Here is a 25,861-nt window from a genome sequence, read left to right on the forward strand (position 1 = left end):
GTTTTCTGGTAGAATCGTAAAAGAAGACAAACAAGAAAATCAGTTAGTAACTAGTTGTATTTGCACTATTCAACAAAAAGGAGAAATCTATGGAACGAATCGTTAGTTCAGTTGTGCTCTTATTCTTTTGTTATTCCTTTATTGGATGGCTCTGGGAGACCATTTACTGCTCCATTAAAGCCAAGCATTTCGTTTATCGCGGCTTTTTATTAGGACCAATCACCCCAATCTATGGATTTGGGATCTTGGGGGTGCTGTACCTGATTGCACCCTACCAGCAAAACTTGCTGGTGGTATTTCTGCTGGCCTTTGTATTAGTCACTTTGTTGGAATATGTCACCAGCTATTTGCTGGAAAAATTATTTCATGCCAGCTTATGGGATTACAAAGAAGTCCCTTTGAATATCAACGGCAGAGTTGCCGTCCCAGTTTCAATCTTTTGGGGAGTGTGTTGCTTGTTCATTGTGGAAATTTTAAATCCAGAATTAATGACTCTGGTCAGCGGCTGGGTCGATCGCTTTGGCATTTTCCTGCCGATCCTTTTATTGATGCTGATCAGTTTTGATTTAGGCTTTACGCTAAGCAGTGTTCAATCTTTGCGTCGTGGATTGAAGGAACTTAGCGAGGCGATTCAAGACAAGAAAGAGCAATTGCAGCAAACCGCTGAGGAAAAAAAGGCCCTTTACGACGAACGAGTTTCAGCCTTAAGAGAAGATGGCAAGGATTGGCTGGAAGAGCTGCGGCAGCAAAAGGGCCGACGATTGCCGCGTCTGAATCTGCAAGAACGCCGCTTGTTATCTGGCTTTCCCAATATGAAATCCAAGGAAGGCATCAGCTCACTAGATGAGGTTCGCAAGCTCGTGAAAGAATTGCGGAAAAAGTAAGTACCAGCACCTTTCTTAGTGAAGGGTGTTTTTTCGTTCAAGACTGTTAAATTTCTGATACTAAATTGTAACCTGACCGCAATAAACCTGTTTTCTCGTTTTCGTATAATGAGTGGGAGAAATGTGAAAGGTGTGGAATGAGTGAAAGGGAAAACGGCTGGTATTTTTGCCGCAGTGCTAGTAACGACCAACCTGCTTTTGCCTGTCTTGGCACAGGCAGAATCGATCAGTGAACTCGATAAGCAAGCTTCTGCTGTAGCACGTCAAAGCGACAAGATCAGCGCGGAACTGCAGATTGCGTTGAACGATGTAAATACGAAATATCAAGAAGTCAATACGATTCGCAGTAAAATCAGCGAGAATGAGCAGACATTGCAGACCACGAAAAAGGAAATCGAAGAAACCACTCAGATCATTGAAAAGCGTACAGAGATCGTTGGGGAACGATTAAAAGAAGCGCAGTTGAGCGGGATGGCTGAACGAACATTCATGACTTTGTTAGACTCAAAAAATCTAACGGAATTTTTGAGCCGGGCCTATGCCATGTCTACGATTCAAAAAGCCGAAAAAGAGAAAATCCTCGGCTTGAATGAAGCCAAAGAAAAATTAGTGTCCTTAAAGGCTACGCAAGAAACGACGCAAGCCAATTTAAAGAAAAACGAAGCCAGTTTAGAAAAGCAATCTGCCTCCTTGGATGAGCGAATGACGAATCTAAAAGCAGAGCTTTCTGATAACAAAACCAGTTTAGAAAAAATCAGCCAAGCCAAAGAGGTTGAAAAAGCACGACAAGCAGCCGAAGAGGCGAAGAAACAAAAAGCCGCCAAGGCAGAAGAAGAAGCCAAGCAAAAAGAAGCCGCTAAACAGGCGGAGAACGCAAGCCAGGCCGAAGCAGCCAAAGCCGCTGAACAAAAGGCTTCGCAGGAACAAGCTGCTCCACAAGAATCTAAGGAGACAGCTCAAACAGAGCCAACGCAGCCTGCACCCGCTCCAGCACCTGTACCAGCACCAAGTACACCAACGACAAACGGCAAAACGATGCAGATGCAATCGACGGCCTACTCGTGTGCAGAATCCGCCAACACCTTTTGGACAGCCATGGGGATCGATCTGCGCCAAAATCCTCAGGTCGTAGCAGTCGATCCAAATGTGATTCCCTTAGGATCGATGGTAGAAGTCTCTGGCTACGGCATAGCCATTGCAGGAGATACCGGAGGAGCGATCAAGGGAAACATTGTGGATGTTCATTTTCCGACGGTCGAGCAATGCAGACAGTGGGGCAGACGGTCTGTGACCGTGACGATCATCAGCTAAGAAGCAAGACTGAAGACAAAGAAACTTTGTTTTCAGTCTTTTTTTTGAAGAATTTAAGAAATGGCCTATTTTTTGCTGAATCACCGATAAAAAAGTCGGAAAACAAGAATCGCTTCTAAAAAAAATGATTCGGTTATTTTTAGGATTTTGAATAAACGATTTCCAAAATTAGTTTATTTTATTTTTTCGGAAAAAAATGGTTTTTGCAATGAGAAATTAGTTGTTTTCACTTCTTTTATGGGGGGTGAACGCCCTGATCTATTATTTTTGATTGTTTTTGCAGCAAGTCTTTTTAAATGTAAAATCATCGGTTTTTCTTTATGAGTTTTTTTAAAAATATTGTTATGGTATTTCAAGTTTTTTACTTTATAATAAAAAGTATTGTATAGATTTTGATAAAAAAATAAATAGCAACGCTAAAGTATGAGGGGGATTACTTTGGAAGAGACCATCAGTATCGGCCAAATCATCGATATTTTAAAGAAACGAATCAAATGGATCATTTCCGGCTTCATTGTGGGTATTTTGTTGGCGGGAACGATTTCTTTTTTCTTTTTGACACCGCGTTACAGCTCTGCTTCGCAATTGATCGTACAGGTCACCAAACAGTCAGAGGGGAATGTCAATCTGCAAAATGACATCAACGGCAATCTGTTGCTGATCAATACCTATAAAGATATGATCATGGGCGACCTTGTGATCGAAAAAGTTAGAGAAGAATTGAAAAAGGACCATGGCTACCATTTTACCAATGAAGAGTTGAAAAACATGATCGAGGTCCAACAATCGCAAAACTCGCAAATGTTCCAAATCATTACCAAAGCCGCCAGACCAAGAGAGGCTGCCCATGTTTCCAACAAGGTCTCAGAGGTTTTTCAAAGCAAGGCTCAAGAGGTACTGGATATCAACAAGGTGACGATCACTTCAAATGCCTTGGCGCCTCACAAACCATTCTGGCCGAATCACAAGCTCAATCTGTTGATCGGTACTGCGATCGGGTTGATCAGTGGACTTGCCTTGGCCTTTGGATTGGAGCTTTTCGACAAAACGGTCAACGACGAAGCTTTCATTGCGGACAAGCTGGAGCTGCCTGTCTTAGGCCAAGTCTCTGAAATGACCCGACGTGAAGTCACAGAAGGCAAGAAAACCCTTCAAACCAAGAGTGAACGAAAAAAATCTAGTGCTACCGTCCGCACATTGAGGGAACGAATGTAACAGAACGATTCGTTCCAGAAAACAACTACATATGAGGAGCAGAAAACCATGGTGAAAAAGAAAAGACGAAAAACCACGCCCGTTGCGCTAGTGGCAGCGACTTCTGAAGATTTTTCTATCGCAGCAGAACAATATCGAAGCATCCGCAGCAATATCAATTTCGCTTCGGTGGACAAAGACATTCGAACATTAGTGATCACTTCGTCAGGTCCTGCAGAAGGCAAATCCACTACTGCAGCCAATCTGGCGATCGTATTCGCCAATGCTGGCAGCAGAGTATTACTAGTAGATGCCGATATGAGGAAACCAAGTGTGGCTCTGAGCTTTAAGCTGAAAAATAATCGCGGGCTCAGTGACCTGTTGACGAGCCGTGAAGCCTCGGTTGACGACTATTGTCAAAAGACCATGATCCAGAATCTTTTTGTCTTAACCAGCGGATCAAAGCCGCCAAATCCTTCTGAATTGTTGGGCTCAAAACGAATGGCTGAATTGATGAAGACCATGCAGAAAAAATTTGATCTCGTTGTTTTCGACATGCCGCCATTGGCAGCGGTGACGGATGCACAAATCATGGCCGCCCGTACAGACGGGACTATTCTGGTGGTTCGTGAAGGAAAAACTAGGAAGCAGGAAGTACTTCAAACCAAAGAAATGCTCGTTCACGCCCGCGCCAACATCTTGGGCGTTGTTTACAATGGAAAGAAAAAACGAGAATCTGGAAGTTATTACTATTACAACTAGCTGAAATACCTCGAAATAACCTTTTTCTTTTATCATTTTTGTTATCTTTTGGTTTTTTAAGAATGAATTTATTTGATATGAAAATAAATTATAAAAATGGCTTTACAAAGAGAGCGCTTGCTATTATCAGACCCGACCGCTTGATAAAAAATAATAATTTGAAAGTATTTCTTTTATTTTACAATTTCATTTCCCTGCAAATTGTTATGGAAGTTGATGCGGAATTCCGCTATAATGGAATCTGATGTATTCACATTTTTTTCATAAAAATGATTCATTAATTTCAAAAACGCAAGTAGGAAAGATGAGGGTCTATGGAAGAAACAGTTAGTGTGCAACAATTATTAGAGGTGTTACGTAAACGATTGCGATTTATCATTATAGGTGGCGTGCTGGGAATTCTGATTGCAGGAGTCCTCGCTTTTTTCGTGTTGACACCGAAATACAGTTCTCAGGCACAGTTAGTCGTCACTTTACCGCAAACAGAAACCACCAATGCCAATGATGTCAATACCAATCTGCAAATGATCAATACGTATAAGGATATCATTACAGGTGATTTAGTAACCAAGGAAGTGGCTGAACGTTTGGAGACTGATTCTGGTCTAGCACTTAAACCGGAAGAGTTAAAAGAAATGATCCATGTCGAACAAAATCAAAATTCTCAAATGTTTTCGATTATTGCGACCAGCACCAAGCCAAGAGAAGCAGCAACGATTGCAAATGTCACTGCTGAAACCTTTCAAGCTAATGCCAAGAATGTGTTGAACGTTGACCGTATTTCCATTATCTCCAATGCAGTTGCTGACAATGATCCAATTTTTCCAAATAAGAAGCTGATGCTATTGATTGGTTTAGTTGGCGGGGTAATGGCAGGTGTTGTATTGGCAATCGTTCGTGAGTTGCTGGACCGTACCATCAAAGACAGCAAAACATTGACAGAAGATTATGGCTTCACAGTCTTGGGAAATATTCCAGCAATGACCAACAAAGAATTGAATGCGAAGTTGCGTCGTCCAGCAGAAGCTGTTTCACAACCTCGTCCAGAGAAAAAAGATCGTTCGACAGGTGAAGCTCGCCGTCGTCGTACTCGAGTTTAGGGAGGCACCCATGGCTAGACAAAAAAACAATGAAACCACCGAAGCAGTAAGCTTAATCACATTAATCGATAAATCATCGCCCGTTGCAGAACGATACAGGACGATACGGACCAATATCCAATTCGCATCTTCAGCGGATCAGCAGCTAAAAACACTAGTTATCACATCTTCTGGTCCTGGAGAAGGAAAGTCTACTACAGCAGCAAATCTAGCAGTGGTATTTGCCAATTCAGGACAAAAAGTCTTGCTGGTCGATGCAGATATGCGTAAACCAACTGTTCATAAAACATTTCAATTAACCAATTCAAATGGATTGAGCAATGTATTAAGTACAAATACAGATGTCCATCAATCTATTCAATCGACCGTTGTACCAAATCTATCCATTTTAACAAGTGGACAAAAATCACCGAACCCTTCTGAATTATTGGGTTCTTTAAAGATGGATCAGATTATTCGGGATCTAAAAGGTGAGTATGATTTCATCATTTTCGACATGCCGCCAGTTGTTGCAGTAACCGATGCGCAAATCATGGCATCAAAGGCAGATGCCACGATGGTAGTTGTCCGTGAGAATGTGACTCGCAAGGATTCATTACAAAAGGCTCGTGAACTATTAGCGATGGTGAATGCGAATGTTTTAGGGGCAATATATAACGGAAGTACAGATGAATCAGATCAAGGCTATTATTATTACGGAACAGAGAACTAAAAACAAAACTAGAAGGTGAGAACATGATCGATCTGCATTGTCATATTTTACCTGGCGTAGACGATGGGGCACAAACAATGGAAGACAGTTTAGCAATGGCTGAAAAAGCTGTTAGCCAAGGAATCACCCATATTTTATGTACGCCGCATCATAATAACGGAAAATACGATAATCCAGCAAATGAAGTCATTGAAAAGGTTGATCAATTGCAATCAGAGCTTGATCGGCATCACATAACGCTCACTGTTTTAGAAGGTCAGGAAGTACGGATTTCAGGATCTCTCTTGGAGGATATTCAACACCAAGAGATCCTGTTTACCGACCTTGACGATACATATCTCCTGATCGAATTTCCTACAGGAGAGGTTCCTGCTTATTCAGAGGTACTGTTTTACAATTTGTTGAAAGAAGGACACATCCCAGTGATCGTCCATCCGGAGCGAAATGCTGTTTTTCGCAAGGACCCTAATCAATTGATCCCATTTTTGGAAATGGGCGTACTAACGCAGTTAACGGCACCAAGCATTGTTGGTATTTTTGGGAAAGACATTCAAAAGACAGCAAAAGACATGTTAACACACAATATGCTGCATATGGTAGCATCAGATGCTCATAATTTGAAGCATCGGAGTTTTTATATGAAGGAAGCTTACGAAGAAATTGAAAAAGAGTGTGGGAAAGCAAAAGTAACAGAGATGAAGCAAATTGCAAAGGCACTGTTAAATGGTGATGGAATTCAAGCGCCATCTTTTGAGCGATTTAAAGAAAAACGATTTAGATTTTTTAAATAATGGTTAAGTTTAGTTAGGGGACTTTCTGAGTGTTAAAATTTGATTTTACAAGAAAACGTAAGATTGCAATATTGGTTATGTTAGATAGTTTTCTAATTATCTCTGCCAACATTGCAGCATTTCTTTTTATGAACCCTTTTGTTTTGATAACAACAAATTTCTTTCTGTTAAACACAGTAATATCTGTATTCCTTTATTTGTTATTTGGCAGCTTTTTTAAGGTTTTTACTCGTATTAATCGGTATACAAATCTGAAAGAAATGATTGCTATTTTTTTTACTGCTACATGTCAGTTTTTTGTTGATGCTATAATCATGAGTTTTTTATTGGATTATGTATATAGCTTGCGCTTCGAAGTGTTAACTTACTTTTTATCTGTTTTCCTTATCATTGCAAGTAGACTAATCTGGCGGATTTGTGTTGAGAAACAAAATGAGAAAGGTCCTAAAGATCGTAAACAGACAAGAACTTTAATCGTTGGAGCAGGAACGGGTGGTAAAATTCTTTACAATAGTTTTTTGGGCTCCAAAACTGCTGGGAATATCTGTGTTATCGGTTTTATTGATGATGATCCAAACAAGTTATTTACATATCTTTCAGGTGTTAAGGTTTTAGGGACTACAGATGACTTATCTTGTTTAGTTGAGGAAAATAAAATTGACATGGTTACGATTGCAATTCCTTCTCTTTCTAAAAAACGTTTAAGAGAAATATTCAATCAAATAGAACCACTAAAGGTGAAGGTTAATACCATGCCATCGATAGAGGAAATCGCTTCCGGGAAAGTAAACATGACTCGATTAAGAGAAATCGATGTTGTAGACCTTTTAGGAAGAGAAGAAGTGAAACTAGATATTGATTCAATCAAGGATCAATTAACAGCGCAAGTTATTTTGGTAACGGGTGCTGGAGGATCGATTGGGTCAGAAATTTGTCGGCAAGTAATTAAGTTTAATCCGTCTAAATTGATTCTGCTCGGCCATGGTGAAAACTCTATTTACCAGATTGAGAGGGAACTTAAAAGCAAACATATCAATAAGGTAACTCAAATTATTCCAGTAATAGCAGATATTCAGGATCGAGAAAAAATATTTGAAACAATGGATAGATATAAACCAACAATTGTTTATCATGCTGCAGCGCATAAACATGTACCATTAATGGAATACAATCCTCGAGAAGCAGTAAAAAACAATATTTTTGGAACAAAGAATGTTGCAGAGGCGTCTAAAAGTTTTTGTGTCGAGAATTTTGTCATGGTTTCCACCGACAAGGCAAATAATCCTCCAAATGTTATGGGATCAACAAAACGTATTGCGGAAATGATAATTACTTCTTTGAATGAAGAAGGAAAAACTAAGTTTTCTGCGGTACGTTTCGGTAATGTCTTAGGTTCAAGAGGAAGTGTCATTCCCTTATTTCGTGAACAGATCGCTAAGGGTGGGCCAGTAACTGTTACTGATTTCAGAATGACTAGGTATTTTATGACAATTCCTGAAGCTAGCCGACTAGTCATACAATCTGGTGCGTTAGCGAATGGTGGAGAAATTTTTATTTTGGATATGGGAGAACCTGTAAAGATTGTAGATCTTGCAAAAAACATGGTACGTCTGAGTGGTTATCAAGAGGATGAAATTGAAATAATAGAAACCGGAATCCGCCCAGGAGAAAAACTATATGAGGAACTTCTTTTAGACAAAGAACGAAATGATGAGGCCGTATTCGAAAAAATTTTTGTAGGACATATTGAGGGATATTCTTTAGAAAAGGTAATGGATTTTGTTGAGCAATTACCCGAAAATGATTTGGAACTGGCGAAGAATATCGTAGCATTTGCAAATGCATCAAATAGGTAAAGGTGGATTTATTATTAATGTATGCAAGTATAGTAAAGCGCGTAATTGATTTTTTTATTTCTTTATTTAGTATCGTCTTATTGTCTCCAATTTTTTTGATTTTATGCATTTCTATAAAAATCGATTCTAGAGGGCCAATTATTTTTAAACAAAAAAGAGTCGGAAAAGATAAGAAATATTTTGACATCTACAAATTCCGTACGATGAAGATTGAAACGCCAAAAGAAATGCCTACACACTTGTTAGAAAACCCAGATTACTATATCACGAGAGTAGGTAGGTTCTTACGAAAAACGAGTTTAGATGAATTACCTCAGTTAATAAATATTCTCAAAGGTGACATGGCGATTATTGGCCCGAGACCTGCTTTATGGAATCAGTATGATCTAATTGAAGAGAGAGATAAATATGGTGCAAACAATATTCGTCCAGGGCTTACTGGGTTAGCTCAAATAAATGGCAGAGATGAATTAGAGATTTCAGTAAAATCTATTCTAGATGGAAGATACACAAGCAATATTTCTCCCATTATGGATTTAAAATGTTTTATAGGAACATTTTCTGTGGTGTTTAGGAGTCAAGGTGTCGTCGAAGGCGGGACAGGCTTGCTGAACAAGGAGGAAAAAGAATGAAAAGAATCTTAATAACAGGTGCCAATAGTTACATAGGGACATCGTTTGAAAAGTGGATGAGACAGTTCGGTAGAGAGTACCAAATAGATACTATTGATATGAAAGATAATTCATGGAAAAGCAGAAAATTTGATTTATATGATTCAGTTTTTCATGTTGCAGGAATTGCTCATGCGGATGTTGAAAAAGTTGACGAAGAAACAAAGCGTTTATATTATCAGGTCAATTGTGATTTAGCAGTTGAAACGGCGAAAAAATATAAAGCGGATTTAGGAAATAAAACTGGTCAGTTCATTTATATGAGTTCAATCATAGTCTACGGAGAAGGATCTAATATTAATAAAAAGCGGGTAATCACGCCTGAAACCAGGCCTAACCCCTCAAATTTCTATGGAGATAGTAAGTTGCAGGCTGAACTAAAGTTATGTCCATTAGAAACTCAAACATTTAAAATAGCAATTTTAAGACCACCAATGATTTATGGATACAAAAGTAAAGGGAATTTCCCTCAGCTTATAAAAATTGCTGATAAAAGCCCAATCTTTCCTAATATAAAAAACGAACGTTCAATGCTTTTTATAGGGAATTTATGTATATATTTAAAAAGATTGATTGATAATGGCGAACGAGGAGTATTTTTTCCGCAAAACAAAGATTATGTAAGAACTAGTGGAATGGTCAAATCAATTGCTTCAATAAGAGGAAAAAAAATTATTTTAACAGTGCTTTTTAATTGGGGAATAAAACTATTGGGATATTTTCCTGGTAAAATAGGTAAATTGGTAAATAAAGCATTTGGTAGTATAACTTATGTTCAAAATTGTGATAATCAAGACTTTCTGGATTTTGAAGAAACAATTAAACAAAGTATGGGAATGATAACTAATGAGTAAGAGGTTACTAGTTGTATCTCAATACTTTTATCCAGAACAATTCCGAATAAATGATATTTGTGAAACATGGGTGTCAAAGGGGTATGATGTTACTGTTTTAACGGGAATTCCCAATTACCCTAAAGGTAATTTCTATGACGGTTATGGTATAAGGAAAAAAAGAAATGAAAATTACAATGGTATTGAGATTATTAGAATCCCAATTATACCCAGAAAAAAAAGTGGTTTCATGATGGGGTTAAATTATTTATCCTTTGTTTTTTCAGGAATTTTATGGGGGTTGTTTAATAAAAAACAATTTGATGCTGTATTTATCTATGAGGTTTCTCCAATGACTCAAGCTATACCGGCTATTAAAATAGCTAAAAGACTTAATGTTCCTTGTTACATCTATGTCATGGATTTATGGCCAGAGAATTTTGAGATTATTACTGGAATAACGAGTCCATTTATGATTAAACCGTTAGAAAAAATGGTCGATTATATTTATAAAAATTGTAAAAAAATATTTACCGCATCTAAAAGTTTTAAAGAAAATATTCAGCAGAGGGGAATACCTGCAAATAAAGTTTTTTATTGGCCTCAGTATGCAGAAGAATTCTATCGTCCAGTTGATAGAAAAAGTTCGGAAATTTTTCAGGATGAAAAAAAGAATATCATATTTGCTGGGAACATCGGAGTAGCTCAAGGACTTGATATTCTACCCGAAGTGGGTAAGTTTTTAAAATCAGAGAACCTAAATATCAGATTTAACATTGTGGGAGATGGAAGAAGTAAAGAAAAATTGATCTCTGAAATTACAAAAGAAAAACTGAATGAATTTTTCACCTTTTTAGACCCTGTTCCTGCAAGTGATATTCCGTATATATTTAGCGCAGGGGATTTTTCATTTGTGTCTTTAAAGAAGAGTGAAATTTTCTCAATGACTATACCAGCAAAGCTCCAATCAAGTATGGCGTGCGGAATGCCTATTCTGCTTTCCGCGGATGGCGAGGTTCAAGATATTATTAAAAATTCACAAGCTGGCTTTGTTAGCGACTCAGGTGATGTCAAAGGTCTTTTAGAAAATCTAAAAAAAATTGATAGATTGAGTAAAAAAGAAATACAAGAAATGGGTAGAAACTCAAAAAATTATTATGAAAAGAATTTTGAAAAAAAGAAACTTATGTCTATTATGGATGACTTTTTATTGAGGGAGTAATTATGTTTAAAAATAAAACATTATTGATTACTGGCGGAACAGGTTCTTTTGGAAATGCAGTTATGAATCGCTTTTTAGATTCTGATATAAAAGAAATTCGAATTTTTTCTCGAGATGAAAAAAAGCAGGATGATATGAGGAAAAAATACAGTGATGATAAATTGAAATTTTACATTGGTGATGTTAGAGACATCAACAGTGTAAAGAATGCGATGTACGGTGTAGATTATGTTTTTCATGCAGCAGCATTGAAACAAGTCCCTTCTTGTGAATTTTTCCCAATGGAAGCTGTTAAAACAAACGTTATTGGTACAGACAACGTAGTGACTGCTGCTGTAGAAATGGGTATTCAGAAAGTTATCTGCCTGTCAACAGATAAAGCAGCTTATCCAATTAATGCTATGGGTATTTCAAAAGCGATGATGGAAAAAGTTTTTGTTGCAAAAGCCAAGACAGTTTCTGAAGAAAAGACCACAATTTGTGGAACCCGTTATGGAAATGTTATGGCTTCCAGAGGATCAGTAATTCCTTTGTTTATTGAACAAATAAAATCTGGAAAACCACTTACTATTACAGATCCTGATATGACTCGCTTTTTAATGAGCTTAGAAGAAGCTGTAGAATTAGTAGTTTTTGCGTTTAAAAATGCTGTAGCTGGAGATATTATGGTCCAAAAATCTCCAGCATCTACTGTAGGTAATTTGGCTCAGGCAGTAAAAGAACTTTTTGATGTCAAAAATGAAATCCAAATTATTGGAACTCGTCACGGAGAAAAACGCTATGAAACGCTTTTAACTAAAGAAGAGTACCATGTTGCTACGGATATGGGAGATTTTTATCGAGTTCCTGCGGATACCCGGGATCTGAATTATGATAAATATTTTTCGGAGGGAAGTAAAGAATTAACTCAAGAGGGAGAGTACAACTCTGATAACACTGAGCGGTTAACAGTACAACAAATCAAGGATAAGTTATTAAGTTTAGAGTATGTACAAAGTGAATTGAAAGCGTGGAGAAGCGAATGAGGATTCTTGTTACTGGATCTCAAGGATTTGTAGGAAAAAACTTGATTGCAGAACTGAAAAATCAAGGTTATGAAACTATTTTTGAATATGATGTAGACACTCCAGATTATTTATTGGAAGAATATTGTTATCAAGCGAATTTTGTTTTTCACTTAGCAGGAGTCAATCGTCCAAGTAATGAGTCGGAGTTCATGGATGGAAATTTTGGATTTACCTCCAAATTGTTATCTTATTTGAAAGACAATAATAACACTTGCCCTATTATGATTTCCTCATCAATTCAGGCTTCATTAGATAACCCATATGGGAAAAGTAAAAAAGCTGGGGAAGAATTATTACAACAATATCAAAATGATACAGGGGCTCAAATTTATATCTACCGTTTTTCCAATTTGTATGGGAAATGGTCACGCCCCAATTACAATACTGTAGTTGCCACCTTTTGCTATAAAATTGCTAGAAATCAGGAAGTATTGGTCAATGATCCCAACGCTACAATGACTTTATGCTATATAGACGATGTTGTCCAAGAGTTGATAAGATGTCTACAAGGGCACCCGACAAGAGGAGACGATCATTATATTGTTCAGGAATCTGACACAATTACTGTAGGCCAATTAAAAGAGATTATAATGTCTTTTAAGGAAAGTCGAAAGAATCTTAGCGTTCCGCAATTGAATCAAAGGATCGAAAAAAACTTATACAGTACTTATTTAAGTTTTTTACCTGAAGATGAGTTTGCTTATCCACTCAAAATGAATCAAGATAACAGAGGTTCTTTTACAGAATTTATTCGCACCCCGGACAGAGGTCAAATCTCCATAAACATATCAAAACCCGGAATAACTAAAGGAAACCATTGGCATCACACTAAAAATGAAAAATTTTTAGTGGTCAGTGGAGAGGGTGTGATACGTTTTAGGCATATTGATTCGGAAGAAGTTTTGGAATATTTTGTTTCAGATAAAAAATTAGAAGTTGTTGATATCCCGGTTGGGTACACACACAATATCGAAAATCTTGGTGAAAAAGAAATGGTTACTATTATGTGGGTAAATGAACCCTTTGATTCTGATCATCCAGATACTTACTTTATGGAGGTTTAATTGTGAAAAAGCTAAAAGTAATGACAGTTGTGGGTACGAGACCAGAAATTATTCGTTTATCTGCAGTTATCAATTGTCTGAGTAATTCGGAAGCGATTGATCATATTTTAGTTCATACTGGTCAAAATTATGACTATGAGCTGAATGAAGTCTTTTTCAAAGATTTTAAATTAGAAAAACCTGATTATTTTCTCAATGCTGCTGTAGGTACTGCAATTGAAACAGTTGGAAATATTTTAATTAAAATTGATCCGATTTTGGAAGAGGTTAAGCCGGATGCTTTTCTTGTTTTAGGGGACACTAACAGCTGTTTATGTGCGATTGCAGCAAAACGACGACACATTCCAATTTTTCACATGGAAGCTGGAAATCGATGCTTCGATCAAAGAGTTCCAGAAGAAACGAATCGTAAAATTGTTGATCATACAGCGGATATTAATTTAACTTACAGTGACATAGCGCGCGAGTATTTGCTTCGTGAGGGATTACCAGCTGATCGTATAATTAAAACCGGTAGTCCAATGTTTGAAGTATTGAATTCAAGAAAAGAAGATATTGATAAATCGAATATTTTAGAACGATTATTACTAAAAAAGAACAAATACTTTCTTGTATCTGCTCACAGAGAAGAGAATGTTAGTTCGGAAGAAAACTTTCTCGATTTAGTAGAAACAATTAATACGATTGCAGAGAAATATCAATATCCAATCATCATAAGTACTCACCCTCGCACTATGAATATGATCAAAGAGAAAAAGATCAAATTTCATGATTTAGTTAAAACCATGAAACCTATGGGGTTCAATGATTACAATAAACTACAGATTAATGCTACAGCTGTTTTGAGTGATAGTGGTACGATTAGCGAAGAATCATCGATTTTAAACTTTAAAGCATTAAATATTCGTCAAGCTCATGAAAGACCAGAGGCTATGGAAGAAGCTAGTGTGATGATGGTGGGTTTAAAGAAGGAAAGAATTTTAGAAGGATTAACTATTTTAGAGACCCAAAAAAAAGATACCTTGAGAACGGTTCTTGACTATTCTATGTTTAATGTATCAGAGAAGGTTTTAAGAATTATTTTGTCTTACACTGATTATGTGAATCGGGTGGTGTGGAGAAAATGTTAGATACTACCGCTATAGCAATATGTATAATATATTATGATAATTATTCTGAGATTAATTCCTTTCTTGAGGAATTAGAAAAGCAAGTGAAAAAGAACTTTGTTGTTGGAATTACGATTAATAAAGATTCTAACAATGAAGCTGCCAATTTATTAATTGACAACGAGGATAAGAACTACCAAATATATGCTTTTTACCCTGAAAAGAATTTGGGTTACTTAAATGGGTTGTTCTATTCTTATGAGCATATTATTGAAAGATATAAGACGCTTGAATGGGTTGTATTTTGTAATACAGATATTGAGATAAGAGATACTTTTTTCTTTGAGACGCTGAATAACAGGCAATACTCTTCCGAAATCTATTGTGTCGCGCCGTCTGTCTATGAGAAAAATCGAGGTGTTTATGAGAACCCACAGTACGAAAAAAGATACAATTTGAAATCTTTGAATAAGAGAATCTTTATTTTTAAAAGACCTTTTCTCTCAAAATTATATATACAATTATCTCAGATAAAAGCACAAAGAAACAGGAAAGTCAAAAGAGCCAGTCAGTATGTTTACTCAGCGCATGGATCATTTTTTATGTTAAGAAACAAATTTCTACAGAATATTAACAGAAAGTATTTTTCTTTAATGTACAGCGAGGAAGCGTTTATTGCTGAGGAAGTAAATAATTTGAATAAGAAAATATATTATGATAGTGAATTAGAAGTTATTCATGATGAAAGTCAAAGTACTGGTAAACTCGATTTTCATAAGAAAAGTAAATACATTTCTGATTCACTGATAAAAATCCGAGATAGATACTTCATTTAGGGAGGAGGGATTTGGTGAATGAAATATTATTTGTTACAAATATCGAAATGAAGAAGACCAGCGGAATATATAAGAAGATTGTAAGTCAATGTAAAGCATTGTCTAGAATGAAAAAATGTACTTTAATTTGTAAAAAAGATGGTAAGATTTTTAATGTTATTTTTTATAAGGGACAATGGTTTAAGGAAATATCTACTAATAAACCTGGGAATATTAGGGAACTTTTAAAACACTCGAAAGAAATGATAGAGAGTTTGCCTATCGAGATACTTTATTTTAGATTAACACTTAAACCTACGTTTAGACAGGTAAAACTATTCAAATTTGCAAGAGAGAATGGAATTAAAGTTATATATGAAATTCCTACATTCCCATTTTTTTTTGAGCAAGTAAATTCGTCAAACAGAAAATTGCTTACTCTTTTGAAAATGATTTTTGATAAAATAATATTTTTACAATCAAAAAGGTATATAGATTGCATTCCAGTAATCCTAAGTAATAGTGAAATAAAGAAAGAGAAAAAATTTTTTGAAATCACAAATGGGGTTTGTTCTAACAATCTACCTATTAATTACAAAAGAAATTCTTTAAATGATTCCATCAATTTTTTAGGTGTTGGAACTTTGATTTCGTATCATGGTTACGACAAATTAATAAAGTCAATATACCAATATAAGCAAAAGGAAAATAAGATAAAAATAATTTTTCATATTGTTGGGGATGGACCAGAAATAGGTATGTTGAAAAGACTTGCTCTAAGTTTAGACTTGACAAATGAGATTAAATTTTATGGACCCTTACATGGAGAGGAATTAAACAAGGTTTTTGAGATAGCGGATGCGGGTATAGGAGCATTATCACTCTATAAAAGACATGCTGATATTGATACAACCTTGAAGGTTGTTGAATACTTAGTTCGAGGAATACCCGTTATAACCTCAGGACATTTAAATGAAAAAGTAAATAAGGATTTTTATATAGAAGTAGAAAATGACAGTTCAGTGTTTGATTTGAGAAAGGTTTTAGAATTCTTGAGAGAATTTCGTAGTAAGGATAGAGATTGTGAAATTACTTTTTTAAGGGATTTATACAATTGGGATAATATTATGGAGAAGATAGTTAATGGAAATGAGTTTAATCAATAAAAATGAGAAATACGAAATACGTTCTATTGAGTTGTTCTGTTTCATTTTTAGTATGATTTTTTTAGGAGAAATCAAGGGAATCGATATTAGAATAATAGTTTATATCTTTTGGATAATCTACTCATTAATTAAAAGAATAAATGGAAAGATTTTTTTCACAAAGAGACAGCTAATAGTTATTATCTTGTTAAGCGTTGTTCTATTATATTCATCTTTAGTATTTTTGTTTAGTCTATCCAATGACTTCTTTTTCCTACTAAAAACTATTCGGAGTATAGTCTCCGCATTAGTCATATTCCTATTTTTTAACAACAGTAACGTTAGCTATATAAAGCTAACAAAAATTTACTTGCTTGCTATAAGCATCCATGCACTTTCAATAATTTTGAGTATACTTTCACCTAGTATTAGGGAATCCTTGTACATTTTTAGCGGATATTCAAAAAAATTATTACCCTTCCGGTCTAGCGGTCTTTTTTCTGGTTATGATTTTGCTGGATATTTTATAAATATTGCGATCTTCTTTTTTGGTTTATTAATCATTTGGAAAAAAACTAGAAATAGCTTGTTTGTTTATTGCTATTTCATTTTTCTGATTTTGGCAGTGATTTTAACATCAAGGTTCAATGTTTTTGTATTAGCAATGAATGTATTATTTCTCTTATTTATCTCCTATAGAAATAATAATTTAAGTGCAAGAATTTTCTTTACCATAATAAATGGGTTTTTGGCGTTTTTTTTGGCAATATTCTCTGTATTGTCAATGAATATTGCTCCAAACTTAAGATTCTTTTTAGCAACTAGATATCCTCTTTTAAATAATATAAGTACAACAATTACTGATAGCTATGCAAATTACGATGTTTCTAGTACCATTAGTAGTCAATTTGTTTTTCCTAGTAGTCCTAGGTTCTTTTTTGGATTAAATGAAAGAGCACCGGTTGATCCAGGATACATAAATATCATTTATTATGCAGGGCTTATTGGATTAATTTTGATTATATTAATTTATGTCTTTTTAATAAAATCTAGTTTGAAAGAGGCGGATAATAGGCTTCGTATTTTTTTAATGCTATTATTGTTAATGAATTTAGTATTTGAAATAAAATTGTCATTTTTATTATCATCAGGTGCTTTTGAATTGTTAGTTATCTTTACGTGTGCTAAAAACGAAATAGTAACATGAGAATAGTGATACAATATATATTTTAATAAGTGAGGAACAGAAAAATGAAAATATCGGTTTTTGGTCTAGGTTACGTGGGATTGGCCAATGCGTTACTACTATCACAAAAAGAACAGGTTTTAGCTTACGATATTGTAGATGAAAAAATAGAAATGTTAAAAGAAGGAATCACACCCATAGAGGATAAAGAGATAAATGAGTTTTTGACTCAGAAGAAGACTAAAATTGAGTTTACCAAAGATTTTGCTAAAGCTGTGAATTTTGGAGATTATCTTATCATTGCAACCCCAACTGATTACGACGAAGAAAAAAATTATTTTAATACTTCTTCTGTAGAAAGCGTGATTGAAAATGCCTTAGAAATTCGTCCGAATGCTCAATTTATTATTAAGTCTACTATACCGGTTGGATATACAAAAAAACTAAAAAGAACCTTTTCCACTGAAAATATTATTTTTTCACCAGAGTTTTTACGAGAAGGAAGAGCCTTGTTTGATAACCTTCACCCTTCTCGTATAATTGTAGGAGAGAAAACAGATAGGGGGGAAAAGATTGCTAAAATGTTTAGGAACAATTCGATGGAGAGTGAGGTTGCCGTTTTATTAACTGATTCTACCGAGGCGGAGGCAATTAAACTTTTTTCCAATACTTATCTAGCATTGCGGGTTGCTTATTTTAATGAGTTAGATACATATGCAGAGATTCGTGGACTGAATACCAAGCAGATTATTGATGGTGTCTGTTTAGATCCTCGCATTGGTAGTCACTACAACAATCCATCATTTGGATATGGTGGTTATTGTTTACCTAAGGACACTAAGCAACTACTTTCCAATTATGAGGATGTACCAAGTAACATTATAAGAGCAATTGTGGAATCTAATACAACAAGAAAAGACTACATTGCTGAGAAAATACTTCAAAAAAAACCAGTTGTTGTGGGGATTTATCGTTTATCAATGAAGACAAATTCAGATAATTTCCGTCATTCTTCTATTCAAGGAATAATGAAAAGAATAAAGGCTAAAGGTATAGAAGTTATCATATATGAGCCAAACCTGAATCAGGAAATTTTTTTTAGTTCTCAAGTTATTGATAATTTGAAGTTGTTCAAAGAAAAATCAGATGTGATTGTTTCCAATCGCTTCGAAACCGAGTTAATGGATGTTAAACATAAAGTTTATACTAGAGATGTTTTTGGAAGAGATTAAAAATGAAGAATGTAGCAAAAAATTTCATGTATCAAACTGTCTTTCAATTGACAAAGATAATTCTGCCAATTGTCACAATTCCTATCGTTTCTAATGCTCTTGGACCAGTAGGGATTGGGGTATATAATTATACTTATTCAATCGCTCAGTATTTTGTTTTACTTGCAGGGCTAGGAGTTACTATATATGGGAATAGAGAAGTTGCCTTAGTATGGAAAAAATCCAAAAAGAGCACTTCTATAGTCTTTTGTGAAATATTTGTTTTTAAAATGATAATTTCATCTATAGTATTAATTATGTACTTTGTTTTATCCTTTTTTGTCGATAATAAAGGAGTTTTCCTGTCTCAAATATTTGTCATTCTCGCAGTAATGTTTGATATTTCGTGGTTTTTTATGGGAATAGAAGATTTTAGAAAGACTAGCATGGTGAATTTAATAGTTCAATTATTTTCATTTGTTTTCATCATTTTATTAGTTAAAGATGAGAAAGATGTTGTTGTGTATACTCTTATTCAATCATTGGGAATAATGTTATCACAGTTATTAGTTTGGGTATATATTCGAAAGCATATAAAATTTGTCAAGGTGAATATAAGAAAATGCCTTCAACATATTAAAGGATCAATTGACTATTTTATTCCGCAGGTCGCAATAATGCTTTATACTAATTTAAATAAAACCATTCTAGGCTTTTATCTAGGTGCTGTTGCGGTGGGGTATTATGCCAATTCCCTGCAGCTCAATACAGTATTTATAACTATAATCACAACGTTGGATTTGGTTTTGTTACCTCACATGACTAGTTTATTTGCAAGTAAGGAATCATCGAAAATTGTTCGAATGATGGAAAAAACAATTAACTTGCAATTATTTATATCAATTCCTACGATGTTTGGAATGCTGATTGTTTATGATAAACTAGTTCCTTGGTTTTTTGGAAGTAAATTTCTGTTTATAAACAAGATTATACCTCTTTTCAGCATTTTAATTGTAGTAATTCCATTAGGTATGTCTATATCTAGACAGTATTTAATGCCTGTAGGTAGGGTTAAGGAATATAATAAATCTGTCCTTTTAGGAGCAGGTATTAATATATTATTGAATGCTTTTCTTCTCCCGTTGTTTGGATTTTTCGGAGTAGTCTTTGCTAATATTTTCGCTGAATTATTTGTCACTATTGTTAGAGTTAGATCATTTTTAAAATCAACAGATTTTAAGTTTAACGTAAAAAACATAATCTCTTACACAATGGCTGCACTAATTATGTTTTTTTTAACACGGTTATTCACACATGACATGCCTGAACTATTATGGGTGAATATTGTTCAAGCGATAATCGCAGTATTGATATATTTTGTAATTGTTACATTCCTCCGTACAAATCCAATTATTGAATTTATTAGAAATAAAAGAATTTAGCCTAGGATTGCATTTCATCATAAGCAATGAACTCTTTTCGTTAATTTTCTACTAAATCCTAGTTTTTAAAATCACTTTCCCCTACCATTAACACTGTGAAAAAATCGAAAAAAGCGAGTTGAAATCATGTCTGAAAAGAAAAAACGAAAACGCAAAGGTGTCAAACGTACGAGTACAGCCAAAAAAGTTCTTTTTACTTTGCTAGGTATCCTATTAACGATCCTCGTTGTTGTTGGAGTGGTCGGGGCGAAGATGTACAGCGATGTGAAACGGACCGCGGATGGCACTCATGAGAAGGTGGAGCGTCAGGATGGGAACAGTCGAACGGTCAGCCTAGAAGACAAAGAACCGTTTAGTGTTCTTCTGCTAGGAGTTGATACGGGAGCGCTTGGTCGGAACGAGCAAGGGCGTTCGGATACGATGATGGTGGCGACGGTGAATCCGGCGGACAATCAAACGACGATCGTGAGCTTGCCGCGGGACACGTATGCGGAGATCGTCGGGCATAACACGGAGGATAAGATCAACCACGCGTATGCGTTTGGTGGGGCAGCGATGTCGATGGATACAGTGGAAAAGTTGATGGATATTCCGATCAATCATTACATTACCATCAATATGCAGGGGATCGAGAGTTTAGTGGATGCTGTGGATGGGATTGAGGTCAACAATCCGTTTGAGTTTACCTATGAGGGAACGACTTTTCCTGAAGGACGTCAGCAGCTGGATGGCGATTTGGCTTTGAAGTATTCGCGGATGCGGTATGATGATCCGAATGGCGACTATGGGCGCCAGGAGCGTCAGCGTCAGATCATTACTGGGGTGGCGAAAAAGATCATGACCTTGGATGGTGTGACCAGCTACCAGCAAATTTTGACGGCGATGGGTGAAAACGTGAAGACGGACCTGACCTTTGGTGAGATGCGGACGTTGGCATCAAAATATCGTTCGGCGTTTGATACGTTTAAAACGGATCAGTTGAAGGGTGAGGGCTTCATGCAAAACGAGGTTTCATATCAACGAGTTGCGCCGGAAGAATTGACACGGGTCCAAAATGAATTGAAGCAGCAGCTTCATCTAAATTAATCTTAAGGTGGCAAGGGATCGGAAGAAGATGACTTCTTTCCCTTGTCGCTTTTTGCTATAATGAGCTATTCATTACCGGATCAAGGGGGCGGCTGCATGAGAAAATTGATATCGGCGATCGTATCTGGGATCGCAAGCTATGTTGTGATCTACTTCTTGGCTTTGCCGACATTGACGCGCTATCCGCGGTTAGCGGGAGTGATGGAGCGGTTTGCGTTTACCGATGAGGCCTTGTGGTTGTTTCTTTTTTTGAGCTTGTGGTTGTTTTATGTGCAGTGGGAGCGACGACGGCTGTCGGTGGTTTATCTGTACTTGTTTTATAGTGTGTACGGGTTGCTGCTGTTTATTGTGCTGTTTACAAAGGCGCAGCAATATCATTCGCTGAATGTGAATCCTTTTGAAATGCCGTTGCGGACGGGGACACAAGCGGCAGAATTCTTATTAAATGTGGTCTATTTTATTCCGTTAGGTATTTTGTATGGGATTCGGGCGAGTTGGAAAGAAGCAGTGTTTCTGTCCATAGCGACGATTTTGGGAGTGGAAACACTGCAGTATGTGTTTTATTTGGGAACCTTTGATATTTGGGATATTTTCACAAATTTGGCGGGCTGTGGGCTTGGCTATCTGATGTGTGCTAAAATGAAGGTGCGATTTGTAGAGGAGCAAAAGGGTATGTGAAGTGGGGGGATCAAGCGATGGAGTCATTTTCGTATCGGGGACTGAAGATCACACCGGTTCAAACGAAGTGGATGCTAAAGGAGTTAGCTTCATATATGACGTTTGAAGGGGCGATCACGTATGAGCGTTTGAAGGAAGATGAGTTTAATTATTATTTGATGCCTAAGCGGGATTTGCTGCAGCTGTTGGAAAGGGTGGCTCCTTCGAATCAGGAGCCGGTGATCGTCTATCGTGTTGAAGGCACATTGGTGACCAATCACCTAAAGAATGAAGAGATTCGTGGAGAATATTTGGCAACACGCTGGGGGTTCCTGCAGCTGGTTTGTAAGGAATGAAACAGAGATGCTGTTGGGGCATCTCTGTTTCTTTTGTATGTGCAAGATTTCTGTTCTCTGGATGAGAGTTATTCGGATTTAACGGAAGCTTCCCCAACTTGGAGCGGTACGTGTTTGTCCGTTCGTAGGACCTGTAGCAAGGTAAGCACAGCTGCCGTCTTGCCTAGGTTGGCGAATCCAGACGTACCCGTTTTGATGGGCAAAGGCATCGTAATGAACCTCTGCTCCAGACGGTAAGACGGCAAGACTCGCGGCTGTCCGGTCTGGGGCAGTTCGTAGATGAATGGCTGTGTTCAATGTAAAAATTCCTTTTTCTGCGTGTCCCCAGCTGGTCTCAGGAGCTGGGGCTTTTTGTGTGCCCTCCGTAAAATAGCTGAGGGATTTGTTGCTGGCCAGACGGCTGAGATCAAGTGGACCGGAGTACCCTACCAAACAGCCTTGGGAAGTGTATTGATGCAGATCGTAGGCTTGACTGGCTGTTGGATCGGCACCCTGATAAATGCCTGTGTTGGCTCCATAGGTCGGCAGCCAAAGACCATCGAAGGATTCAATGGCTAGGTTAAGTTGTCGGAACAGGTGGTTGGCGACATAGGCGCCAACTTTTGCGTTTGAAAGCTCTTTCAATTTTTGGCGGTAAGCTTCAACGCCGCGTCTCATGTCGGGCATGGAGAATTCTTCTACATCCAGCCAGTAGAAGCTTGGTTTGAATTGTTTGGCACGTTCGTAAAACACACGGGCTTCGTCCTGCATATCTGCAATACTGGTTCCGCGGACCCAAGCGTAGACGGCTACGGGAATTCCCAATGCTTGAAATTGCGGGATATGCGTTTTGTAGTGCTTGTCTTCGTAAGCTGAACCATATTGGACACGGACGATCACGTGGTCGATTTGTTTAGCAAGTTGAGCATAATGGAGTGTTTGTGGTGGTTGCCATTCACTGATATCTAAAATTAATGGAGAGGGGTGAGTCATATGCATTCCTTCTTTCTTAAATTGCGTTTGAATCGAGCTTGTTGTACAGGTCCATCAGTTTCAATTTTTCATAGCGTTCACGAAATGCTCCTGGTTGGATCGGCCATTTTTCCAGCATGGTTGATTTGCTGAGCTGACGCCCCATCGGAGTATCCGGCAAATCGAGAAAGTCTAATGGATGTGTGCCTTTGCGTAGTTCAAAGCGGTGCTCACAACGATAAAGCGCCAGAAAAAGAGCGGCTTTTTCCAGATTTGTGAGAGCACTGCGGTACAAGACGGGCAGTTCGATGATCGATCCGTCAATCATTTCGCAATAGGCTCGTTTATTTTTGGAGAATAAGCGATAGACTTCTAAGGTGTTTAGCCAAATACAATGCCTTGGGGCTTCCATCGGAACAAGTGAAAAATAGAGATTGGAGACAGGTACTTTGTAAGAGGGCAGCAAACGAAACTGGCGAAAGGTACGAATCAAAATCTGATAGTTGCTAAAACTGTTGGCTTGGTTGAAGCGATCGAGGGTGGCTCGGGTGGTTCCTTCTGAAATGAACGGTTTTCCATCCCGCAGAACCAGTGTTTCATTTCGTCCGTAAATCGGAACCAGAGCAGAAATCTTGCTGCAGTCATAATGATTGAAAACCGTCGCTTTTTCAAGCAGCGAAATCCAATAAGGGTCTTGAATATTGCTTTTTAAGATCTTTTCCTGAGGTTCAGATTGAAATGGTAAAATGAGTGCTTCTGACATTGACATCATCCTTTCTGATAGTATTTGTTCTTTTATTATATATAATCTTAAGGGGTTGTGCGTACTCGTAATTTTTTATTTATATTTACAAAATTGCAATTTTACATGTTTTCCAATGTTTTGTATGGTTTTTATGCCGGCCGGACAAAAAAATAAGGAGAATTTGTATGTCTGAAATGGAAAAAGAAAAATTGCTGGAAAAATATCAAATGTTATTTTATAAAGTGTTGCACCATTGTCAGGTGAAGAGCAGTGATCCGAATTACGAGGATTATCTTCAGACGTTGCGTATCCTTTTGCTGCAAACAGCCGAACAGAAGGATCTAACGATGCCAGATCGCTCTTTGATCGCGTATCTTTTTCAATTGTTTGCTTGGCGTGTGAGAGACCTGCAGCGAAAAGAATGGCGTTCGCAAGCGCTTTTTGAACGTGCCTGTGAAGAATATCGATCGGCAGAACATGGACCTTCGGTGGAACGGCTGGAATACAGCGATTTGATCGAACGAATATGGGAAGATCTGTCAATCGGAGAAAAACGCTATATCGTGCTGCACTGCTATCGTGGGTTCACTATTTCAGAAATCGCGGATTATTATCGGGTCAGTGTTCAAGCGGTATACCGTTGGCGGGATCGTTTGAGGAAGCGTTGTCGGGCGATCGATTTTTTTGCGGAGAAGGGGTGAAAAAACGTGTTGTTCCTCGTTTATAGGGGTGTAAGGCAATCGCGATACTTACACTAACTATCAAGGAGGAATCGATGATGCAGCAAAGATTGAGTACCAAATTACAGGTTCAATTGGAACAAGCGGGTGCTGACAAGCTGAACAAGATCAACTTTTCGAATGTCGTAGCTGACCCTGCTGAGGAAAAGGTGATTGAATTAGCAGAGATTATGGAACGCATGGCTGTCGCAGGAAACAGCTTGGACGGTGTGATCGTAACGAGTCAATCTCGGATCACAAAATAACTGACCGAGGAGAAACTAGAAAATACTACCGAAGGAGGAAACACCATGTTAAAGTTATCCGTAGCATTTGAAACCAGCGAGGGAAAGGTCCATCGTTGGAATTACAAGGAACCCAATCAAGAGCTGACGTCAGAAGAAATCAAGACGGAGATGGACAAGCTCTGCGGTCTAGGCATTTTTGAAAAAAACGGGGTACGATTGTACGAACGGGCGTCTAGCGCCAAATATGTTGAGACCATCGAAACACCGGTCTTTTAAATAAAAAAGTGAACACTGATCCAGCGTCAGTGTTCACAATTCTTGAACGAGGGAGGGAAGGACGATGCAGGAGCAACCATTTACGATGGAGCAGCTGTTCCGACTAAAACGACAAACATTGGAAAAACGGATCTTTGCTTACTATGACCAAACCAAAAATGAGGCGAACACGCTTAAACTCCTAGTGGTCCTCCAAGTGAGAGATCGTATTGGTTTTGAAGATTTTTCTTGGTTCCTGTGTGAGTTGGTCCGTTCCCTCTATCGTTTGCGTGTCACGCATGCAATGAAACGCTATCTCTTTTATTTCCAGCATTATTTTTCACCAGCAGAGTGGCAGCAGCTTTTGCAGCGTTTATTTCCTGAAAAACGCCGCTTGACACCAAATGTGTTTAAGCTGTTGACCTGGCTGCTGTCAAATCAGCCACCGCTGGTTTATCGATGTTGATTC

Annotated in this window: 28 protein-coding genes; 26 read left to right on the plus strand and 2 right to left on the minus strand. The window is 37.3% G+C overall.

What is annotated here, in order from left to right; genetic code table 11:
• Positions 1-89 precede the first annotated feature (89 nt).
• From NRIC_RS05785 to NRIC_RS05890, 22 genes are all read left to right on the plus strand, one after another.
• A complete protein-coding gene (locus NRIC_RS05785; RefSeq protein WP_146621745.1) occupies positions 90-884 on the plus strand; it encodes a putative ABC transporter permease in 795 nt (264 codons plus the stop codon).
• A gap of 141 nt (positions 885-1,025) precedes the next feature.
• Positions 1,026-2,195: a 3D domain-containing protein gene (locus tag NRIC_RS05790; RefSeq protein WP_146621746.1), complete on the plus strand. Its 1,170-nt coding sequence runs from the start codon at positions 1,026-1,028 to the stop codon at positions 2,193-2,195.
• A 438-nt stretch (positions 2,196-2,633) separates the two neighbouring features.
• On the plus strand, positions 2,634-3,410 hold the full coding sequence (locus NRIC_RS05795; RefSeq protein WP_146621747.1) for a YveK family protein: 777 nt from the start codon (positions 2,634-2,636) through the stop codon (positions 3,408-3,410).
• A gap of 48 nt (positions 3,411-3,458) precedes the next feature.
• The gene (locus tag NRIC_RS05800; RefSeq protein WP_146621748.1) at positions 3,459-4,151 is read left to right on the plus strand and encodes a CpsD/CapB family tyrosine-protein kinase; all 693 of its coding nucleotides are present in this window, start codon (positions 3,459-3,461) and stop codon (positions 4,149-4,151) included.
• Positions 4,152-4,465: 314 nt separating this feature from the next.
• Positions 4,466-5,251: a YveK family protein gene (locus NRIC_RS05805; protein WP_146621749.1), complete on the plus strand. Its 786-nt coding sequence runs from the start codon at positions 4,466-4,468 to the stop codon at positions 5,249-5,251.
• Positions 5,252-5,261: 10 nt separating this feature from the next.
• A complete protein-coding gene (locus NRIC_RS05810; protein WP_146621750.1) occupies positions 5,262-5,963 on the plus strand; it encodes a CpsD/CapB family tyrosine-protein kinase in 702 nt (233 codons plus the stop codon).
• 23 nt (positions 5,964-5,986) lie between these two features.
• A complete protein-coding gene (locus NRIC_RS05815; protein WP_146621751.1) occupies positions 5,987-6,754 on the plus strand; it encodes a tyrosine-protein phosphatase in 768 nt (255 codons plus the stop codon).
• A gap of 77 nt (positions 6,755-6,831) precedes the next feature.
• On the plus strand, positions 6,832-8,610 hold the full coding sequence (locus NRIC_RS05820; RefSeq protein WP_146621803.1) for a polysaccharide biosynthesis protein: 1,779 nt from the start codon (positions 6,832-6,834) through the stop codon (positions 8,608-8,610).
• Between the two features lie 17 nt (positions 8,611-8,627).
• Positions 8,628-9,242, plus strand: a complete 615-nt coding sequence (locus tag NRIC_RS05825; RefSeq protein ID WP_146621804.1) for a sugar transferase — start codon at positions 8,628-8,630, stop codon at positions 9,240-9,242.
• Positions 9,239-10,135 carry a sugar nucleotide-binding protein gene (locus NRIC_RS05830; RefSeq protein ID WP_146621752.1) on the plus strand — a complete coding sequence of 299 codons (897 nt, stop codon included), beginning with the start codon at positions 9,239-9,241 and terminating at the stop codon, positions 10,133-10,135. Before NRIC_RS05825 ends, NRIC_RS05830 begins: the two co-directional genes overlap by 4 nt.
• Entirely contained in the window at positions 10,128-11,336 is a 1,209-nt protein-coding gene (locus NRIC_RS05835; RefSeq protein ID WP_146621753.1) for a glycosyltransferase family 4 protein, read from the plus strand. Before NRIC_RS05830 ends, NRIC_RS05835 begins: the two co-directional genes overlap by 8 nt.
• Positions 11,337-11,338: 2 nt before the next feature.
• Complete coding sequence (locus NRIC_RS05840; RefSeq protein ID WP_146621754.1) at positions 11,339-12,361, plus strand: polysaccharide biosynthesis protein; 1,023 nt, start codon at positions 11,339-11,341, stop codon at positions 12,359-12,361.
• Positions 12,358-13,467 carry a polysaccharide biosynthesis C-terminal domain-containing protein gene (locus NRIC_RS05845; RefSeq protein WP_146621755.1) on the plus strand — a complete coding sequence of 370 codons (1,110 nt, stop codon included), beginning with the start codon at positions 12,358-12,360 and terminating at the stop codon, positions 13,465-13,467. The genes NRIC_RS05840 and NRIC_RS05845 overlap by 4 nt, the downstream gene beginning before the upstream one ends.
• Before the next feature lie 2 nt (positions 13,468-13,469).
• Positions 13,470-14,597: a non-hydrolyzing UDP-N-acetylglucosamine 2-epimerase gene (gene wecB, locus NRIC_RS05850; RefSeq protein WP_146621756.1), complete on the plus strand. Its 1,128-nt coding sequence runs from the start codon at positions 13,470-13,472 to the stop codon at positions 14,595-14,597.
• Positions 14,591-15,412 carry a hypothetical protein gene (locus NRIC_RS05855; protein ID WP_146621757.1) on the plus strand — a complete coding sequence of 274 codons (822 nt, stop codon included), beginning with the start codon at positions 14,591-14,593 and terminating at the stop codon, positions 15,410-15,412. Before wecB ends, NRIC_RS05855 begins: the two co-directional genes overlap by 7 nt.
• 14 nt (positions 15,413-15,426) lie before the next feature.
• Positions 15,427-16,557 (plus strand): glycosyltransferase, encoded by a 1,131-nt coding sequence (locus tag NRIC_RS05860; protein WP_146621758.1) that lies wholly within the window; start codon positions 15,427-15,429, stop codon positions 16,555-16,557.
• Positions 16,535-17,743 carry an O-antigen polymerase gene (locus NRIC_RS05865; RefSeq protein WP_146621759.1) on the plus strand — a complete coding sequence of 403 codons (1,209 nt, stop codon included), beginning with the start codon at positions 16,535-16,537 and terminating at the stop codon, positions 17,741-17,743. Before NRIC_RS05860 ends, NRIC_RS05865 begins: the two co-directional genes overlap by 23 nt.
• Positions 17,744-17,787: 44 nt before the next feature.
• Positions 17,788-18,954, plus strand: a complete 1,167-nt coding sequence (locus NRIC_RS05870; RefSeq protein ID WP_146621760.1) for a nucleotide sugar dehydrogenase — start codon at positions 17,788-17,790, stop codon at positions 18,952-18,954.
• A 2-nt stretch (positions 18,955-18,956) separates the two neighbouring features.
• Positions 18,957-20,375, plus strand: a complete 1,419-nt coding sequence (locus NRIC_RS05875) for an oligosaccharide flippase family protein (protein ID WP_146621761.1) — start codon at positions 18,957-18,959, stop codon at positions 20,373-20,375.
• 126 nt (positions 20,376-20,501) lie between these two features.
• Positions 20,502-21,461 (plus strand): LCP family glycopolymer transferase, encoded by a 960-nt coding sequence (locus tag NRIC_RS05880; protein ID WP_146621762.1) that lies wholly within the window; start codon positions 20,502-20,504, stop codon positions 21,459-21,461.
• Positions 21,462-21,557: 96 nt separating this feature from the next.
• Positions 21,558-22,139 (plus strand): VanZ family protein, encoded by a 582-nt coding sequence (locus NRIC_RS05885; RefSeq protein WP_146621763.1) that lies wholly within the window; start codon positions 21,558-21,560, stop codon positions 22,137-22,139.
• A gap of 17 nt (positions 22,140-22,156) precedes the next feature.
• A complete protein-coding gene (locus NRIC_RS05890; protein ID WP_146621764.1) occupies positions 22,157-22,474 on the plus strand; it encodes a hypothetical protein in 318 nt (105 codons plus the stop codon).
• 78 nt (positions 22,475-22,552) lie between these two features.
• Here the strand turns inward: NRIC_RS05890 and NRIC_RS05895 are convergent, their stop codons facing one another.
• Entirely contained in the window at positions 22,553-23,446 is an 894-nt protein-coding gene (locus NRIC_RS05895) for a GH25 family lysozyme (RefSeq protein WP_146621765.1), read from the minus strand.
• Between the two features lie 16 nt (positions 23,447-23,462).
• Positions 23,463-24,188 carry a hypothetical protein gene (locus NRIC_RS05900; protein WP_146621766.1) on the minus strand — a complete coding sequence of 242 codons (726 nt, stop codon included), beginning with the start codon at positions 24,186-24,188 and terminating at the stop codon, positions 23,463-23,465.
• 167 nt (positions 24,189-24,355) lie between these two features.
• On the opposite strand from NRIC_RS05900, the gene NRIC_RS05905 reads away from it, so the two are divergent.
• From NRIC_RS05905 to NRIC_RS05920, 4 genes are all read left to right on the plus strand, one after another.
• Positions 24,356-24,871 (plus strand): RNA polymerase sigma factor, encoded by a 516-nt coding sequence (locus NRIC_RS05905; protein WP_146621767.1) that lies wholly within the window; start codon positions 24,356-24,358, stop codon positions 24,869-24,871.
• Between the two features lie 77 nt (positions 24,872-24,948).
• Positions 24,949-25,155, plus strand: a complete 207-nt coding sequence (locus NRIC_RS05910) for a DUF1659 domain-containing protein (protein ID WP_146621805.1) — start codon at positions 24,949-24,951, stop codon at positions 25,153-25,155.
• Positions 25,156-25,200: 45 nt separating this feature from the next.
• Positions 25,201-25,413, plus strand: coding sequence for a DUF2922 domain-containing protein (locus NRIC_RS05915; RefSeq protein ID WP_146621768.1), 213 nt, complete (start codon positions 25,201-25,203; stop codon positions 25,411-25,413).
• 64 nt (positions 25,414-25,477) lie between these two features.
• The gene (locus NRIC_RS05920; protein ID WP_146621769.1) at positions 25,478-25,858 is read left to right on the plus strand and encodes a hypothetical protein; all 381 of its coding nucleotides are present in this window, start codon (positions 25,478-25,480) and stop codon (positions 25,856-25,858) included.
• The last annotated feature ends 3 nt before the right edge of the window (positions 25,859-25,861 follow it).

It is taken from the genome of Enterococcus florum (assembly GCF_004309355.1).
Classification (GTDB): domain Bacteria; phylum Bacillota; class Bacilli; order Lactobacillales; family Enterococcaceae; genus Enterococcus_A; species Enterococcus_A florum.

Excerpts from the sequence above, each read along its gene's own strand:
- NRIC_RS05785 (WP_146621745.1), top strand. The coding sequence starts at position 90 with ATGGAACGAATCGTTAGTTCAGTTGTGCTCTTATTCTTTTGTTATTCC.
- NRIC_RS05800 (WP_146621748.1), top strand. The coding sequence starts at position 3,459 with ATGGTGAAAAAGAAAAGACGAAAAACCACGCCCGTTGCGCTAGTGGCA.
- NRIC_RS05805 (WP_146621749.1), top strand. The coding sequence starts at position 4,466 with ATGGAAGAAACAGTTAGTGTGCAACAATTATTAGAGGTGTTACGTAAA.
- NRIC_RS05810 (WP_146621750.1), top strand. The coding sequence starts at position 5,262 with ATGGCTAGACAAAAAAACAATGAAACCACCGAAGCAGTAAGCTTAATC.
- NRIC_RS05815 (WP_146621751.1), top strand. The coding sequence starts at position 5,987 with ATGATCGATCTGCATTGTCATATTTTACCTGGCGTAGACGATGGGGCA.
- NRIC_RS05820 (WP_146621803.1), top strand. The coding sequence starts at position 6,832 with ATGTTAGATAGTTTTCTAATTATCTCTGCCAACATTGCAGCATTTCTT.
- NRIC_RS05825 (WP_146621804.1), top strand. The coding sequence starts at position 8,628 with ATGTATGCAAGTATAGTAAAGCGCGTAATTGATTTTTTTATTTCTTTA.
- NRIC_RS05830 (WP_146621752.1), top strand. The coding sequence starts at position 9,239 with ATGAAAAGAATCTTAATAACAGGTGCCAATAGTTACATAGGGACATCG.
- NRIC_RS05835 (WP_146621753.1), top strand. The coding sequence starts at position 10,128 with ATGAGTAAGAGGTTACTAGTTGTATCTCAATACTTTTATCCAGAACAA.
- NRIC_RS05840 (WP_146621754.1), top strand. The coding sequence starts at position 11,339 with ATGTTTAAAAATAAAACATTATTGATTACTGGCGGAACAGGTTCTTTT.
- NRIC_RS05845 (WP_146621755.1), top strand. The coding sequence starts at position 12,358 with ATGAGGATTCTTGTTACTGGATCTCAAGGATTTGTAGGAAAAAACTTG.
- NRIC_RS05855 (WP_146621757.1), top strand. The coding sequence starts at position 14,591 with ATGTTAGATACTACCGCTATAGCAATATGTATAATATATTATGATAAT.
- NRIC_RS05865 (WP_146621759.1), top strand. The coding sequence starts at position 16,535 with ATGGAAATGAGTTTAATCAATAAAAATGAGAAATACGAAATACGTTCT.
- NRIC_RS05870 (WP_146621760.1), top strand. The coding sequence starts at position 17,788 with ATGAAAATATCGGTTTTTGGTCTAGGTTACGTGGGATTGGCCAATGCG.
- NRIC_RS05875 (WP_146621761.1), top strand. The coding sequence starts at position 18,957 with ATGAAGAATGTAGCAAAAAATTTCATGTATCAAACTGTCTTTCAATTG.
- NRIC_RS05880 (WP_146621762.1), top strand. The coding sequence starts at position 20,502 with ATGTCTGAAAAGAAAAAACGAAAACGCAAAGGTGTCAAACGTACGAGT.
- NRIC_RS05885 (WP_146621763.1), top strand. The coding sequence starts at position 21,558 with ATGAGAAAATTGATATCGGCGATCGTATCTGGGATCGCAAGCTATGTT.
- NRIC_RS05890 (WP_146621764.1), top strand. The coding sequence starts at position 22,157 with ATGGAGTCATTTTCGTATCGGGGACTGAAGATCACACCGGTTCAAACG.
- NRIC_RS05895 (WP_146621765.1), bottom strand. The coding sequence starts at position 23,446 with ATGACTCACCCCTCTCCATTAATTTTAGATATCAGTGAATGGCAACCA.
- NRIC_RS05900 (WP_146621766.1), bottom strand. The coding sequence starts at position 24,188 with ATGTCAGAAGCACTCATTTTACCATTTCAATCTGAACCTCAGGAAAAG.
- NRIC_RS05905 (WP_146621767.1), top strand. The coding sequence starts at position 24,356 with ATGTCTGAAATGGAAAAAGAAAAATTGCTGGAAAAATATCAAATGTTA.
- NRIC_RS05910 (WP_146621805.1), top strand. The coding sequence starts at position 24,949 with ATGCAGCAAAGATTGAGTACCAAATTACAGGTTCAATTGGAACAAGCG.
- NRIC_RS05915 (WP_146621768.1), top strand. The coding sequence starts at position 25,201 with ATGTTAAAGTTATCCGTAGCATTTGAAACCAGCGAGGGAAAGGTCCAT.
- NRIC_RS05920 (WP_146621769.1), top strand. The coding sequence starts at position 25,478 with ATGCAGGAGCAACCATTTACGATGGAGCAGCTGTTCCGACTAAAACGA.